We start from the raw sequence: 14,945 nt of genomic DNA, 5'->3' as shown, positions 1-14,945 counted from the left end.
GTGTTTTACCTCCTCACACGTACGCTGTGAGATCGAGCAGACCGTGGCCGCTCAGAGTGAATACTATCACACGTTCTTTTCCTTCTCTTTTCCTTCTTCTTTCGCTTTCTTTGCTTCCCTTATGGCTCCTGCGATGGCGTGAGCGGATTCCGGGGCGGGAATTATTCCTTCGAGCTTTGCGAAGATCTTCGCTGCCTCAAACGTCTCGTCCTGATCGAAAGCCTGTGCCTCCACAAGTCCTTCTTTCACGAGTCTTGCGATTATCGGAGCGGAGCCGTGGTATCTGAGACCTCCCGCGTGTATCTTCGGAGGAATGAAGTCCTTTCCAAGGGTGTACATTTTCAGCAGAGGTGTGAGTCCCGCGGTGTCTCCGAAATCGTAATCGTAATTCCCTTTCGTCAAGGATGGACACGCGGCGGGCTCGCAGGCGACGAACCTGATATCCCTTCCGGAAAGTTTGTCTGGAACGAAGGGAAGTATCGTTCCTCCAAAATTCGATCCTCCTCCGTGACATCCCAGTAAGATGTCTGGTTTTTCACCTATGAGTTCGAGCTGTTTCTTGATTTCGAGGCCTATAACCGTCTGGTGGAGCAGAACATGGTTCAATACGCTTCCGAGGGAGTACTTCGTGTTCGGATCAGACACGGCCACTTCCAGTGCTTCACTGATGGCGATGCCAAGACTACCTGGATTGTCTGGATCTTCACTCAGGATCTTTCTTCCGAAATTCGTTTCTTCACTGGGGCTTGGAGTTACCTTTCCTCCGAAGAGGTTCATCATGTATTTTCTCATCGGCTTTTGCTGGTAACTGATCTTCACCATGAACACTTTCACTTCCAGCCCGAACTTGGCGCCGGCGTACGAGAGAGCGCTGCCCCATTGTCCCGCTCCCGTTTCTGTGACGAGTCTTTTGACTCCTTCGGTTTTGTTGTAGTAGGCCTGGGCGATGGCCGTGTTCGGCTTGTGGCTTCCAGTGGGGCTCACTCCTTCGTACTTGTAGTAGATCCTCGCCGGAGTCTGGAGGTACTCTTCTAAGAAAGTGGCTCTGATGAGGGGAGTGGGTCTGTAAACGGCGTATTCTTTCAGAACGGGCTCGGGTATTTCGATGAACCGCTCTTCTGAGACCTCCTGTTCGATCAGACTCATGGGGAAGATAACAGAGAGCTTCTCGGGTGAAATGGGTTGTTTCGTTTCGGGGTCCAGCGGCGGATCGAGTTTGAACGGAAGATCTGCGAGTACGTTGTACCAGTGCTTTGGGATTTCCTCAGGTTTCAAATTCACAACAATTCTCATATTCCCCCTCCTTCAGTGATATAATCTCTCTTGAGGTGAAGAGCTTTGATAAACAAACATGTTATTTCCGAAAAGATCAAGAAGGCTATCATTGATGCCAACATAAAGATCAATCCAGAGGTAGAAGAAATCATCGAGCGGTACGAAGGTCCCTTTTCAGATATAATAAAGGAAAACTACCGCGTTTCCAAAGAGGAAAAACTTCCACTCTGTCAGGACACAGGGATAGTGGAATTCTTCGTCTTCATCGGTCACGAGGTAAAACTGGAAGAACCCATTGAGGAAACTCTGAACAGAGCCGTTGGAGAGGTGTACAGCGAGTATCCTTTTCGTTATTCGATCGTCACCGATCCACTCTTTGAAAGAATCAACACTGGAACGAACACTCCCGCAATCGTCCACATCTTCCAGGTGAAGGGAAAATCCCTTGAGATCAGATTTCTGGTGAAAGGTGGAGGCAGTGAAAATCTCACGGTTCTTCGTATGATGACTCCCACCTCGGATGTGGAGAAAGTCAAAGAATTCGTTATCGAGCACATCAAAGAACACGGAGCAAAGGCCTGCCCGCCGCTTCACGTGGGTATCGGAATCGGAGGAACAGCCGATAAGGCCCTTCTCCTCTCGAAGTTAGCGCTTACGAAGAGCTTCAAAGAGAGAAACAAAGATCCAAAGTACGCAGGGCTCGAAAAGGAACTTGAAAAGGAACTCAACTTTCTCGGAATAGGCTTTCAAGGTCTCGGAAAGGGTATCACCGTTTACTCCGTTCACATAGAACATTTTCCGACCCACATCGCCACCCTGCCGGTTGCCGTTTCGGTGGATTGTTACCTCTGCAGAAGGGGGAAAGTGACTTTTGAGGATTGAAGATCTGAAAGCCGGTCAGGAAATTCGTTACTCCGGTAAGCTCATCGTGATGAGAGATCAAGCTCAAAGACGTTTGAAAGAGATCGTCGATAGAGGAGAAGAACCACCGGTGGATCTCAGGGGTCAAATTGTCTTTTACGCGGGTCCCGCCAAAACGCCGTCTGGAAAGCCCGTGGGTGCCATAGGACCCACCACGAGTGCTCGAATGGACGACTACCTGGAGATGCTTTTCAAATTGGGAGCCATCGCAACGATAGGGAAGGGAAAGCGTTCAAAAAAGGCGATAGAGGCCTGTAAGAAGTGGAAGAGGGTTTATTTCGTTACCCCAAGCGGCACGGCCGCTGCCCTCTCGAAAAGGGTGAAGAAATCGAGAGTTTTGGCCTTTGAAGACCTCGGGCCCGAAGCGATCTACGAGATAGAAGTGGAGGATTTTCCCCTCATCGTGGCGATCGACAGCAGTGGGAACACGATTTTCAAGGAGTGAGAGATATGGATGCACTCGAGATACACAGATTTCTGAAGGGAAAGATAAGAACTGCCCTTCCTGTTGAGAAGGTTGATAGGGAGACGCTATCTCTGCTCTACACACCCGGTGTCGCGGACGTTGCCAAAATCTGCGCTGAGGATCCAGAAAAGACCTACGTTTACACCTCAAGATGGAACACGGTTGCCGTTGTTTCAGACGGAAGCGCCGTTCTGGGACTCGGTGACATAGGGCCTTACGGTGCCCTTCCAGTGATGGAGGGGAAAGCCTTTCTTTTCAAGGCTTTCGCCGATCTCGACGCCTTTCCCATCTGTCTCTCTGAATCGGATGAGGAAAAAATAATCTCCATTGTGAAGAGTTTAGAGCCGAGCTTTGGCGGCATAAACCTCGAGGACATAGGAGCGCCGAAGTGTTTTCGAATCCTTCAGCGCCTCTCGGAAGAGATGAACATTCCTGTTTTCCACGACGACCAGCAGGGAACCGCCGTTGTGGTGTCCGCAGCTTTTCTCAACGCGCTGAAACTCACGGGGAAAAAGATCGAAGAAGTAAAGGTGGTTGTGAACGGCATAGGAGCCGCTGGCTACAACATCGTGAAATTTCTACTCGATCTTGGTGTAAAAAACGTTGTAGCTGTCGACAGAAAAGGTATCCTCAACGAAAAGAATCCGGAGACCTGTTTGAACGAGTACCACCTCGAAATCGCACGTACCACCAATCCAGAAGGACTATCGGGCGATCTTGAAACGGCCCTGGAAGGGGCTGATTTCTTCATAGGTGTTTCGAGGGGGAACATCCTCAAACCAGAGTGGATAAGGAAGATGAACAGAAAACCTGTGATATTCGCCCTCGCGAATCCTGTTCCCGAGATAGATCCAGAACTCGCAAGGGAAGCGGGTGCCTTCATCGTTGCAACGGGAAGGTCAGATCATCCAAACCAGGTGAATAACCTCCTCGCTTTCCCCGGCATTATGAAAGGAGCTGTGGAAAAAAGATCGAAGATCACAAAGAACATGCTTCTCTCCGCCGTGGAAGCCATCGCTCGCTCGTGTGAACCAGAACCAGAGCGTATCATACCAGAGGCCTTCGACATGAAGGTTCATCTGAATGTCTATACTGCTGTCAAAGGTTCAGCGTGAGAAGAATTTCAACCTTTTCTCTCTTTGCCATCCGAGAACAGCGTAATCTGAGTTGAATATTCTGAACACAAAAACTGTGGTGACAATCGAAAAGATGAGAAGGTACAGAATTCCTGAAACAATGAGACCGTAGTCTCCATAGAAAGCCAGCTTTGGAGACATTATGGGATGGGAGAAAGGAATCAGGAAAACGATCACTTTGAGAACTCCTGGAAGGTTCGAAAAATCCATTATCATGTTCGCTATCATCGGAACCAGTGCGAGTATCGAAATGGGAAACGTGAGAAGCTGAGCGCTTCTGTAGTCTTTTGCCATCATACCGAGTAGCATACAGAGAGAAAGGCCAGCCAGGATGGAAAGAAAGAGACTCGATCCTATTAGCAGGAAATCCACAGCCTTAAAGTTCAATCCCATTCCCTGAACATTCTGCGTCAGAGAATTCATATAGCTGTAAAAGCCTGCCATGTATATTCCCGCAAGGATCGGACCAACGATCGCACTTCCCACGATCTTTGCGAGTGCGATGTGTTCTCTCTTCACGGGCATCGTGAGGAGTGTCTCGAGAGTCTTGTTCTCCTTTTCCAGCGCGAGTGAAGAGATGAGGGAAGATCCCGACATGATTATCAGCATCATGATGAGAATGGGAATCATTATGTTTTGAGAGTAGAAGACGTTCATTATCGCTTCTGGTGAGTGATTTTCGAAGAGGTTGCCCCTCAAGTAGGTGTGTTGAACGATCTCGAGTGGATCGAACAGAAGCTGGGCTTTTTCGGATCGTTCAGTAAGAATGAAGCAAGCTGCACCTTGAGGGATTCGATCAGGGATGAGATCATACCCGTGGAGACCGCTTCTGACAGGCCGGTTCCTCTCAGGTACCACACAATTTCCAACCGCGCTTTTTCACCTGATTCCAAGCTTTGAGAAAAACCTTTGGGTATCACAATGATCGCAGAAGCCTTTTCCTTCTTCACAGCTTCTTCCGCTTCTTTCAGATCACTTCCTGCGTACACGATATCCACCATATTGCCGAGTGCTTTTTCTGCGAGTTCGGCGATCGTTCCTGTGTCTTCCCTCACGATCGCCACCTTCTGACCAACAGTGGATTTCTCTACGGTGCTTTTGAACACGTTGCCCAGTGAACCGTACAGAACAGCCACCACAACGACAGAAACGATCGTCCCCAGATTGAGAAGCTCTTTTATCTCTTTTTTCAGGAGTCTTCCGAACATTTCACCACCTCCTCGAAGACCTCTTCGATGTTCTGTGCTTTGTACCTTTCCTTGAGTTCTTCAACGGTTCCCGTTTCCACAATCGTTCCGTTGTGAATCAGCGCTATTCGATCACAGAGGAATTCCACTTCGAGCATGTTGTGAGAAGAGACCAGTATGGTGAGACCTTCCTGAGATGCCTGTTTCAATATCTTTCTCACTTCTCTTGCGTTGAGGACATCGAGGCCGGAGGTGGGTTCGTCGAGGATGGCGAGACGAGGATTCACCATCAAAGCCCTCGCTATGAGGAGTTTTCTCACCATACCTTTGCTGTAGGTTAAGATTCTGTCTTTTATCTTTTCACCGAGACCGGCGATCTCCGTTGCCCGTTCGACCATCTCTTCTATCTCGCTTGAACTGGAAGCGTAGAAACCCGCGACGAATCTCAGATATTCGATTCCCCTCATGTTTCTGTAGGCACCCGCTTCTTCGGGAAGGTAGCTGATCAGCTTTCTCACTTCGTGTGGTTCTTCAACAACGTTCTTTCCAAATACGGTGACGATTCCGGAGGAAGGCTTGATCAGCGTGGAGATGATCCTGAGTGTTGTGGTCTTTCCCGCACCGTTCGGTCCTATGAGACCAAAGATCTCTCCTTCTTCGATCTCAAAAGAAATTCCTTTCAGGATCTCTTTCTTTCCAATCTTTCTTTTCAGATCCTTTACAACCACTGCCCCCATCGATACACCCCCTATTCTGAAACTATCATCCCCCTGTTGTTCACCCTCAGCTTCAGAACGTCCTTGAGATAGGGAATCCCTTCAAAGTCATTTATATTGGAACAAACAGAAGGACCGGATCCGCTCACAAACCAGTACTCGGGATTTTTTGATAAGATGGCTTCCACAAACTCTTTCATCTTCTTATTGTCGTTTATCCTGTAGTTCTGGTGAAGACGATCCCCTACGTATTTCAGAGCCTCTTTGATCTTTCCAGCTGCGATCTTTGCAAGGAACTGGCATGAATTCTTTATGTTGAAGACCGCATCTTCGAAAGGGACCTTCTCCGGAAGGATCTTTCTCATCTCGTTCGTGCACATCGAAAAGTTTGGAACGAAAAATGTGAGAGAAAGATCGATTTCGAACTTTTCGAAATCAAGATGACTTCCGTTTTGATAGCAAACGACAAGCCCCCCTGTGAAAGCGGGTACAACGTTGTCAGGGTGTCCTTCCAGCTCCACAGCGAGTTTCATGAGATCTTCCCGTGAAAGATTTCTGCCCGTTCCTTCGTTCGCAATGTGGAGCGCCGCGACGATCACAGCGGCGCTCGATCCAAGACCGCTCGATACAGGGATGTTGCATGTCTGCTTGATCCTGACTGGCGGAACTCTGTACCCGGTTTTTCTCTCAAAGAACCTGAAGACTTCGAAAAACAGATTGTGGTCCTTCAAATCCGAAGCGTATTTTCCAGTACTTTCTATGGTTGTCTCTTTTGTATCGAAAGAAAACTCCACTTCGTTGAAAAGATCCAGCGCGAGTCCAAAGACGTCGAATCCCGCTCCGAGATTGGTCGTTGTGGCCGGTACCAGGACCTTCATATGTCGAGTACCTCCAGAATCTCTTCTACTCTTCCTTCTATGGTCCTTGGGGGTTCGAGCTGTGAGATGACGATGTTCGGATCTTTCAAACCGTTCCCTGTGAGGGTACACACAACGATCTCTCCACCCCTGAAGATTCCCTGTCTGTGCTTCTTCAAAAGCCCCGCTATCGATGCAGCGGATGCGGGCTCACAGAAGATCCCTTCTTTCTGAGCCAAGAGTCTCTGTGCGCGCAGTATTTCTTCGTCGCTCACCATGTCGATGTCTCCACCCGATTCATCGCGTGCCCGGACCGCTTTTTCCCAGTTCGCGGGGTTACCGATCCTTATTGCAGTGGCGACCGTCTCCGGGTTTTCTATGGGATGACCGCGAACTATGGGGGCGGCCCCTTCCGCCTGGAATCCCATCATCTTTGGAAGCTTGGTGGAGAATCCATGCTGATAATACTCCTTGTATCCCATCCAGTAAGCGGAGATGTTGCCCGCGTTTCCCACGGGGATGAAGTGGTAGTCCGGTGCATCTCCGAGCTCGTCGACTATCTCAAAAGCGGCCGTTTTCTGACCTTCGAGTCTGTAGGGATTGATACTGTTCACGAGTGTGATGGGATATTTGGATGTGATCTCCTTGACCAGTTCCAGACACTTGTCGAAATTCCCTCTCACCTGAAGCACCACGGCGCCGTATATCATCGCCTGAGCCAGCTTTCCGAGTGCGATCTTCCCTTCTGGTATCAGAACGATCGCCTTTATTCCTGCCCTTGCGGCGTACGCGGCAGCGGATGCGGAGGTGTTCCCCGTTGAAGCGCACATGATGGCTTTCGAGCCTTCTTCCAGTGCCTTTGCGACGGCAACGACCATTCCTCTATCTTTGAAGGACCCCGTCGGATTGGATCCTTCGTACTTCACGTAGATGTTTATTCCGAGTTCCCTGCTCATGTTCACAAGAGGTATGAGAGGAGTGTTCCCTTCATTCAAAGAGAGCATAGGGGTTTTGTCTGTTACGGGAAGAAATCTTCTGTACTTTTCGAGTATGCCCAATTTCATCACTCCCTGTCCAGTTCGAATCTGCTGTGTATCGCCTTCACGGCATCCTCCACGTATTTTCCGTCTATGATCACAGAAATCCTGCTGCTCGATGCACTGATCATATCGATGTTGATCCCCTCGTTCGCCAGTGTTTCAAAGAGAGTAGCGGAGATTTCCGGTGTTGAAGTGAGGTTCACCCCTACGATGGAGACCTTTGCGAGTCCTTTTTCAATGATGATCTCTTTTGCTTCGCTTCTTGTTTTCAGAAGATCGATGTCGAGTTTTCCGAGTTGGGACTCCGGAACGATGAACGCCACGGTGTTGTACTCCCCGCTCTTCATTCCCTGTATGATCATGTCGATGTTCACTCCCATCTGAGAGAGTGTTCTCATAATCCGTGCTGCGACACCGGGTTTGTCCGGTACATCTTTCAGAACAACCTTCGCCATACCATCTTCAAAGGTAACCGCCCTGACGATTGGATTCTCCACTTTTGTCCCCTCCCATATAAGGGTTCCACGAGTTTCTTTGTGTGCGTTCTTTATGAGAACCTTGACACCATACTTTCGCGCGAACTCCGCCGCTCTCGCCTGCAGCACCTGGGCACCGTGTCTCGAGAGCTCGATCATCTCTTCCCAGGAGAGCTCTTTTATCACCCGCGCGTCTTTTACGATCCTGGGATCCGCCGTGTACACCCCGTCCACGTCTTTGTAGAGCTCACACAAATCCGCTCCCAGTGAGTAAGCGAGAGCGATCGCTGTGAGATCTGAGCCACCCCTCCCAAGTGTGGTGATATCCCCCGTTTCGGTTATACCCTGAAACCCGGCGACAACGGGTATGAAATCCTGCTTCAGATACCTCGAAATGATATCCGTGTTGATGTCGATGATCCTCGCTGATCCGTAACGCTTGTCGGTTATGATCTTCAGCTGATTTCCAGTGAAAGAGATCGCTTTGTAGCCTCTCTTTCTGAGTGCGATGCTCATGAGAGCCACACTCTGTATTTCTCCCGTCGAGAGGAGAAGATCCAGTTCTCTCGGGTCGGGGTTTTCATCGATCGTCTTTGCGAGTTCTATTAAGTGATCCGTGGTGTCTCCCATGGCGGAAAGCACGACAACGGGCTTCACACCGCTCTTCTTTCTCTTTATGATTTTCTCGGCCACTTTCTCGAGTTTTTCCACATCGGAGATAGCGGCTCCACCGAACTTCATCACCACAACCGAGAACTTCTCGGCACCGCCGAGCACTTTGTATTTCGCCACTCTGAAAAGATCCGCTATCACGGCGCTGGCGGTGGGATATCCACCCGCTCCCCTTCCCTTCAGCAGAAAATCTCCAGCGAGATCAGTTGAAACTTCTATCGCGTTGTCTACACCATCCACGTTGAAGAACGGATCCTCCGGTGTCACTTCTCTCAAACGTACCTCGTATCTGTTTGTTGAAAAATCGAGTTCCTCGATCAGCTTCAGCTTTTTTCCGGAGCGAACGATCTCTTTTAGATACTCCGGATCTATTCTGGTTATGCCCTCGAACTGCACGCTGTTTATGCCCGGAAACCTTCCCGTTACCACACCAGCTAAGACGGAGACCTTGTACGCCACGTCGTAACCTTCGATGTCGTTTGTGGGATCAGCTTCAGCATAGCCAAGTTCCTGTGCTTCTTTCAGAACTTCTTCGAAATGTCTTCCCTTGCTCATCTCCGTGAGGATGTAGTTCGTCGTTCCGTTCATTATTCCGCGTATCCTGGTGACTTTCTGAAAGATCAGATAATCCTGAAGGAGAGATATGATGGGAATACCCCCACCCACGGATGCCTCGAAGAAGAGCTTCCGTTTTTTTATGTACTCTGAGAACTCGTTGCCGTATTCGGAGATGAGATTTTTGTTTGGAGTTACGACGATTCGCCCCAGCTCCAAGGCACGTCGCACAAGATCGACCGCCACATCCGTTCCACCTATTGCTTCTACAATCACATCGCTGTTCAAAATGAGGTCATCGAAATCGAAAGCTATCTCCTCTTTCGGAACGCCAAGCAGTTCGTACTTTTGAGGAGAGCGATTTATCACCTTCGAAATGATGAACTTTTCACCGATCCTTTTTTCTATTTCATTTCCTCTTTCTTTCAGTATGCGGTATATACTGCCACCCACAGTTCCAAGCCCTGCGATTCCTACCCGCACTTTTCTCACTCCTTGGGAAGAGTTTGTGAACATTTTAAAGGATCGATATGTTCTCATCTTATCCTAAATTTTACATTTTCATGATAAAAATGCTACTTCTAACAAAAAATTCGATTCAACAACTTGACATTTTAAAGTGAGTGATATACCATTCCTAAAAACCCCCCGTGATTTATTTATTATTCCAGGTCTGGTATAATCATTCAATCTCCGAGAGGAGTGGTTCACGTGAAGATGAAAGGTTCAAAGATGTTATTCGAAGCCCTTCTGAAAGAAGGAGTCGATACGATTTTCGGTATCCCCGGCGGTGCCATCATCAACGTATACGACGAACTCTGCAATTACGAGGATAAGATAAACTTCTATCTTTTCAGACACGAACAGGGAGCCACACACGCGGCAGACGGTTACGCGAGGGTCACGGGAAAACCCGGAGTGGTCATCGTCACTTCTGGCCCAGGTGCCACGAACACGGTCACAGGCATAGCCACCGCCTACATGGATTCGATTCCGATCGTGGTGATTACCGGTCAGGTTCCCACCTCTTTCATAGGAACAGACGCCTTTCAGGAAGTGGATGTCACGGGAATCACCATGCCCATCACCAAGCACAACCACCTCGTTACGAGTATAGAAGAACTTCCTTACGCGATAAAGGAAATGTTCTACGTTGCCACAACGGGAAGGCCGGGACCTGTCCTTCTGGACTTTCCAAAAGATATACAAACGGCCGAGGGAGAATTCAACTATCCTGATACGGTGGAAATTCCGGGATACAAACCCACGGTGAAAGGCCATCCCAAACAGATAAAGAAGGCGATTGAACTCTTGAAAGAATCGAAGCGCCCCGTTGTCATCGTGGGTGGTGGAGCGAATCTTTCCGGTGCCATGGATCTTGTGAACCAGTTCATCGACAAATTCAAGGTTCCAGCTGTCAGCACGCTCATGGGACGCGGTGTGAATCCTTCCGACGAGAAGCTTTACTACGAAGGAATCGGAATGCACGGTACTTACTATGGGAACTACGCCGTGGCCAACGCAGATCTCATCATCGCCCTCGGTGTGAGATTCAGCGACAGAATCCTCGGAAATCCCAGGACGTTCGCGAAGAACGCCAGAATAGTCCACGTTGACATAGATCCCGCCGAAATCGGAAAGAACGTTCGGGTGGACGTGCCCATAGTCGGCGATCTGAAGAGTGTCCTTGAGGAATTCCTGAAGTACGAAATCGAGACGGACTTCTCAGACTGGATCGAAGAGCTCCAGGAGATAAAGAAAAAGTATCCGCTCACCTACAAGAGGGATGGGAAGCTCATAAAACCCCAGTACGTTGTGGAAAAGGTGAACGATGTCTTTCCAGACGACACGGTGGTCGTTGCGGATGTGGGGCAGAACCAGATGTGGGTTGCTCAGTTCTACAAGTTCAAACACCAGAGGTCTTTCCTGTGTTCCGGAGGACTCGGAACGATGGGATACGCCCTTCCCGCTGGAATAGGAGCCAAGATAGGAGCCCCAGACAAGGAGGTTGTAGTTTTTGCCGGAGACGGCGGTTTCCAGATGAACATACAGGAGCTCATGACGATAAAAAGGTACAACCTTCCTGTGAAGATCATCGTGATGGACAACAAAGCGCTGGGAATGGTGAGACAGTGGCAGCAGCTCTTTTTCAACTGCAGATACTCTGCCACCATTCTGTCTGACAACCCGGATTTCGCGAAGATAGCGGAAGCTGTTGGTATAAAAGCAATGAGAATAGAAAAGCCCGATCAGGTCGATGAAGCGATCGAGAAACTCGCAAAATCCAAAGAGCCGATGCTCATTCACGCCGTCGTTGATCCCGCCGAGAACGTTCTTCCGATGGTACCACCGGGAGGAGACGTGGGAACACCGCTCATTGAAGCCCCATACGACGAAACCTTCGTGGAAAGAGTTCTGAAGGTCATCGAAGAGAGCAGGAGAGGTGATGAAAGATGACGGACCAGATTCGAGAGCATCTTGTGTCCATGCTCGTTCACAATAAACCCGGTGTAATGAGGAAGGTGGCGAACCTGTTCGCCAGAAGGGGGTTCAACATCAGCAGTATCACCGTTGGAGAATCGGAAACTCCGGGTCTTTCTAGGCTCGTCATAATGGTGAAGGGCGACGATAAAACGATAGAACAGATAGAAAAACAGGCCTACAAACTCGTGGAGGTTGTGAAGGTAACTCCCATCGATCCCCTTCCGGAGAACCGCGTGGAAAGAGAAATGGCTCTGATCAAGGTGAGGTTCGATGAGGACAAACAGGAGATCTTCCAGCTCGTCGAGATATTCAGGGGTAAGATCATCGATGTTTCCAGAGAAGGCGCAATCATAGAAATCACTGGTGCGAGAAGCAAAGTGGAGGCTTTCATAAATCTTCTTCCTCAGAAGCAGGTGGAGGAAATAGCGAGAACAGGTATCGTAGCCATGAACAGGTGGAACGTAAAAGAAGGGGAGGGATTCTGATGGCAGTGATTTATTACGACAAGGACGCGGATCTCAATCTGATCAAGGACAAAAAGATCGCTATCATAGGGTACGGGAGTCAGGGGCATGCGCACGCGTTGAATCTGAAAGACAGCGGTCTCAACGTTGTGGTCGGATTGAGGGAAGGAAGCAAGAGCTGGAAGAAGGCGGAGGAACAGGGTCTCACCGTGAAAACAATAGAAGAGGCGGCAAAAGAGGCCGACATCATCATGATACTCATTCCCGATGAACACCAGCCGGAGATCTACAAAAAGTACATAGAAAAACACCTCACCGAGGGTAAGATGCTGATGTTTGCCCACGGGTTCAACATCCACTATCATCAGATCATTCCTCCAAAGAACGTGGATGTGACAATGATCGCTCCAAAGAGCCCTGGTCACATCGTGAGAAGAGAATACGTCGAAGGAAGGGGTGTGCCGGCTCTTGTAGCGGTCTATCAGGACTACACCGGTAAGGCCAAAGATATAGCGCTCGCCTACGCCAAAGGTATCGGCGTGACGAGAGCTGGTGTGATAGAGACGACCTTCAAGGAAGAGACGGAAACGGACCTGTTTGGAGAGCAGGCGGTCCTCTGCGGTGGAGTAACGGCTCTCATAAAAGCCGGTTTTGAAACTCTCGTGGATGCGGGTTATCAACCGGAAATTGCCTACTTCGAGTGTCTCAACGAGCTCAAGCTCATCGTTGATCTCATCTACGAAGGTGGTCTTTCCTTCATGAGATACTCCGTCAGCAACACCGCAGAGTACGGTGACTACATCAGTCAGGAAAAGATCGTTACAAAAGAAGTGAGAGAGAACATGAAGCAGATGCTCAAGGACATTCAGACAGGAAAGTTCGCTAAAGACTGGATACTCGAGAATCAGGCGGGAAGACCCTACTTCTACACCATGAGAAAGAAAGAATCCGAACATCTCATAGAAAAAGTGGGAAAAGAACTCAGAAAAATGATGCCATGGCTCAAGGAGAGGAACGTCGATGAGGAGTGATGTGATAAAAAAGGGCCTCGAAAGGGCTCCTCATAGATCTCTTTTGAAGGCACTCGGAATAACGGACGACGAAATGCGAAGGCCTTTCATCGGCATAGTGTCCTCGTGGAACGAGATCATTCCCGGCCATGTCCGCCTTGACAAGGTTGTCGAGGCGGTGAAAGCCGGTGTGAGAATGGCCGGAGGAGTTCCTTTCGTCTTTCCAACGATCGGGATCTGTGACGGAATAGCCATGGATCACAGGGGAATGAAGTTTTCCTTGCCCTCGAGGGAACTCATAGCGGACTCCATAGAGATCGTTGCAAGCGGTTTCCCCTTCGATGGTTTGGTCTTCGTCCCCAACTGCGACAAGATCACACCCGGCATGATGATGGCCATGGGAAGATTGAACATCCCGTCCGTTCTGATATCCGGCGGTCCCATGCTCGCAGGTCGCTACAACGGCAGAGACATCGATCTCATCACCGTCTTCGAAGCGGTTGGTGGATACAAAGTGGGAAAAGTCGATGAAGAAACGCTCAAAGCGATAGAAGATCTCGCGTGCCCGGGTGCCGGTTCGTGTGCTGGATTGTTCACCGCGAACACGATGAACTCTCTGGCGGAAGCTCTCGGAATCGCACCGAGGGGGAATGGGACTGTACCGGCCGTACATGCGAAGAGGTTGAGAATGGCGAAAGAAGCGGGAATACTCGTTGTGGAACTCGTGAAAAGAGATATAAAACCAAGAGATATCGTCACTCTGGACTCTTTCATGAACGCTGTCATGGTGGATCTCGCAACGGGAGGATCCACGAACACAGTTCTGCATTTGAAGGCGATAGCCGAGAGTTTTGGAATAGATTTCGATATAAAGCTCTTTGACGAACTCAGCAGGAAGATTCCTCACATCTGCAACATCTCTCCCGTTGGTCCGTACCACATCCAGGATCTCGACGATGCTGGTGGTATCTACGCTGTGATGAAACGTCTCCAGGAAAATGGTCTTTTGAAGGAAGACGCCATGACCATCTATTTGAGAAAGATTGGAGATCTCGTCAGAGAAGCTAAGATCCTGAATGAAGATGTGATCAGGCCCTTCGATAATCCGTACCACAAAGAGGGCGGGCTCGGTATCCTCTTCGGGAACCTCGCTCCGGAAGGAGCGGTTGCCAAACTCTCCGGTGTTCCCGAGAAGATGATGCACCACGTTGGCCCGGCCGTCGTCTTTGAAGACGGAGAAGAGGCGACAAAAGCCATTCTATCTGGAAAGATCAAAAAAGGAGACGTGGTTGTGATTCGCTACGAAGGACCGAAGGGTGGTCCCGGGATGAGGGAGATGCTCTCACCCACCTCCGCTATCGTGGGGATGGGCCTTGCGGAGGACGTGGCTCTCATCACAGACGGTAGGTTCTCGGGTGGATCGCACGGTGCCGTGATAGGTCACGTTTCTCCAGAAGCGGCAGAAGGCGGTCCTATAGGTATCGTGAAAGACGGGGACCTCATCGAGATAGATTTTGAAAAAAGAACCCTGAATCTCTTGATCTCAGACGAAGAGTTCGAAAGAAGAATGAAAGAGTTCACGCCTCTGGTGAAAGAAGTGGACAGCGATTACCTGAGAAGGTACGCGTTCTTCGTGCAGTCGGCGAGCAAGGGGGCAACCTTCAGGAAGCCCTGAGGAGGTGGTCT

Annotated in this window: 13 protein-coding genes and 1 pseudogene; 7 read left to right on the top strand and 7 right to left on the bottom strand. The window is 49.6% G+C overall.

The window, feature by feature from the left end; genetic code table 11:
- Window positions 1-13: 13 nt before the first annotated feature.
- Window positions 14-1,293: pseudogene (locus CELL2_RS01985) on the bottom strand (TrpB-like pyridoxal phosphate-dependent enzyme).
- A gap of 45 nt (window positions 1,294-1,338) precedes the next feature.
- On the opposite strand from CELL2_RS01985, the gene CELL2_RS01980 reads away from it, so the two are divergent.
- The 3 genes from CELL2_RS01980 to CELL2_RS01970 are packed head-to-tail and all read left to right on the top strand — an operon-like array spanning window position 1,339 to window position 3,777.
- Window positions 1,339-2,157 (top strand): fumarate hydratase, encoded by an 819-nt coding sequence (locus CELL2_RS01980; RefSeq protein WP_011943039.1) that lies wholly within the window; start codon window positions 1,339-1,341, stop codon window positions 2,155-2,157.
- Window positions 2,147-2,641, top strand: coding sequence for a FumA C-terminus/TtdB family hydratase beta subunit (locus CELL2_RS01975; protein ID WP_011943038.1), 495 nt, complete (start codon window positions 2,147-2,149; stop codon window positions 2,639-2,641). The genes CELL2_RS01980 and CELL2_RS01975 overlap by 11 nt, the downstream gene beginning before the upstream one ends.
- A gap of 5 nt (window positions 2,642-2,646) precedes the next feature.
- A complete protein-coding gene (locus tag CELL2_RS01970; RefSeq protein ID WP_011943037.1) occupies window positions 2,647-3,777 on the top strand; it encodes an NADP-dependent malic enzyme in 1,131 nt (376 codons plus the stop codon).
- Here CELL2_RS01970 and CELL2_RS09485 read toward each other — a convergent pair.
- From CELL2_RS09485 to CELL2_RS01945, 6 genes are read right to left on the bottom strand one after another with little or no spacing between them, the layout of a single operon-like run.
- Entirely contained in the window at window positions 3,769-4,455 is a 687-nt protein-coding gene (locus CELL2_RS09485; protein ID WP_241208683.1) for an ABC transporter permease, read from the bottom strand. The two genes, CELL2_RS01970 and CELL2_RS09485, sit on opposite strands and share 9 nt — an antisense overlap.
- A gap of 38 nt (window positions 4,456-4,493) precedes the next feature.
- Window positions 4,494-5,006: an ABC transporter permease gene (locus tag CELL2_RS09480; protein WP_241208682.1), complete on the bottom strand. Its 513-nt coding sequence runs from the start codon at window positions 5,004-5,006 to the stop codon at window positions 4,494-4,496.
- Window positions 4,988-5,722, bottom strand: a complete 735-nt coding sequence (locus CELL2_RS01960) for an ABC transporter ATP-binding protein (protein ID WP_038033691.1) — start codon at window positions 5,720-5,722, stop codon at window positions 4,988-4,990. Before CELL2_RS01960 ends, CELL2_RS09480 begins: the two co-directional genes overlap by 19 nt.
- 11 nt (window positions 5,723-5,733) lie before the next feature.
- On the bottom strand, window positions 5,734-6,579 hold the full coding sequence (gene thrB, locus CELL2_RS01955; RefSeq protein ID WP_012310514.1) for a homoserine kinase: 846 nt from the start codon (window positions 6,577-6,579) through the stop codon (window positions 5,734-5,736).
- Entirely contained in the window at window positions 6,576-7,622 is a 1,047-nt protein-coding gene (gene thrC, locus CELL2_RS01950; protein WP_012310513.1) for a threonine synthase, read from the bottom strand. The genes thrB and thrC overlap by 4 nt, the downstream gene beginning before the upstream one ends.
- A complete protein-coding gene (locus CELL2_RS01945) occupies window positions 7,622-9,784 on the bottom strand; it encodes an aspartate kinase (RefSeq protein ID WP_038033697.1) in 2,163 nt (720 codons plus the stop codon). The genes thrC and CELL2_RS01945 overlap by 1 nt, the downstream gene beginning before the upstream one ends.
- A 228-nt stretch (window positions 9,785-10,012) precedes the next feature.
- On the opposite strand from CELL2_RS01945, the gene ilvB reads away from it, so the two are divergent.
- The 4 genes from ilvB to ilvD are packed head-to-tail and all read left to right on the top strand — an operon-like array spanning window position 10,013 to window position 14,934.
- On the top strand, window positions 10,013-11,758 hold the full coding sequence (gene ilvB, locus CELL2_RS01940; protein ID WP_038033699.1) for a biosynthetic-type acetolactate synthase large subunit: 1,746 nt from the start codon (window positions 10,013-10,015) through the stop codon (window positions 11,756-11,758).
- Window positions 11,755-12,270 carry an acetolactate synthase small subunit gene (gene ilvN / locus CELL2_RS01935; RefSeq protein WP_004081340.1) on the top strand — a complete coding sequence of 172 codons (516 nt, stop codon included), beginning with the start codon at window positions 11,755-11,757 and terminating at the stop codon, window positions 12,268-12,270. The genes ilvB and ilvN overlap by 4 nt, the downstream gene beginning before the upstream one ends.
- Window positions 12,270-13,280, top strand: a complete 1,011-nt coding sequence (ilvC, locus tag CELL2_RS01930; protein WP_004081338.1) for a ketol-acid reductoisomerase — start codon at window positions 12,270-12,272, stop codon at window positions 13,278-13,280. The genes ilvN and ilvC overlap by 1 nt, the downstream gene beginning before the upstream one ends.
- Entirely contained in the window at window positions 13,270-14,934 is a 1,665-nt protein-coding gene (ilvD, locus tag CELL2_RS01925) for a dihydroxy-acid dehydratase (protein WP_038033701.1), read from the top strand. Before ilvC ends, ilvD begins: the two co-directional genes overlap by 11 nt.
- Window positions 14,935-14,945: the final 11 nt, after the last annotated feature.

The organism is Thermotoga sp. Cell2 (genome assembly GCF_000789375.1).
In the GTDB taxonomy this organism is placed as follows: domain Bacteria; phylum Thermotogota; class Thermotogae; order Thermotogales; family Thermotogaceae; genus Thermotoga; species Thermotoga petrophila.
Note: the sequence above shows the minus strand (reverse complement) of the source record. Positions and strands in the feature narration are given on the sequence as shown.

What these genes read in the sequence shown, in the direction of transcription:
- CELL2_RS01970 (WP_011943037.1), top strand. Translation starts at nt 2,647, where the DNA reads ATGGATGCACTCGAGATACACAGATTTCTGAAGGGAAAGATAAGAACT.
- CELL2_RS09485 (WP_241208683.1), bottom strand. Translation starts at nt 4,455, where the DNA reads ATGAACGTCTTCTACTCTCAAAACATAATGATTCCCATTCTCATCATG.
- CELL2_RS09480 (WP_241208682.1), bottom strand. Translation starts at nt 5,006, where the DNA reads ATGTTCGGAAGACTCCTGAAAAAAGAGATAAAAGAGCTTCTCAATCTG.
- CELL2_RS01960 (WP_038033691.1), bottom strand. Translation starts at nt 5,722, where the DNA reads ATGGGGGCAGTGGTTGTAAAGGATCTGAAAAGAAAGATTGGAAAGAAA.
- thrB (WP_012310514.1), bottom strand. Translation starts at nt 6,579, where the DNA reads ATGAAGGTCCTGGTACCGGCCACAACGACCAATCTCGGAGCGGGATTC.
- thrC (WP_012310513.1), bottom strand. Translation starts at nt 7,622, where the DNA reads ATGAAATTGGGCATACTCGAAAAGTACAGAAGATTTCTTCCCGTAACA.
- ilvN (WP_004081340.1), top strand. Translation starts at nt 11,755, where the DNA reads ATGACGGACCAGATTCGAGAGCATCTTGTGTCCATGCTCGTTCACAAT.
- ilvC (WP_004081338.1), top strand. Translation starts at nt 12,270, where the DNA reads ATGGCAGTGATTTATTACGACAAGGACGCGGATCTCAATCTGATCAAG.
- ilvD (WP_038033701.1), top strand. Translation starts at nt 13,270, where the DNA reads ATGAGGAGTGATGTGATAAAAAAGGGCCTCGAAAGGGCTCCTCATAGA.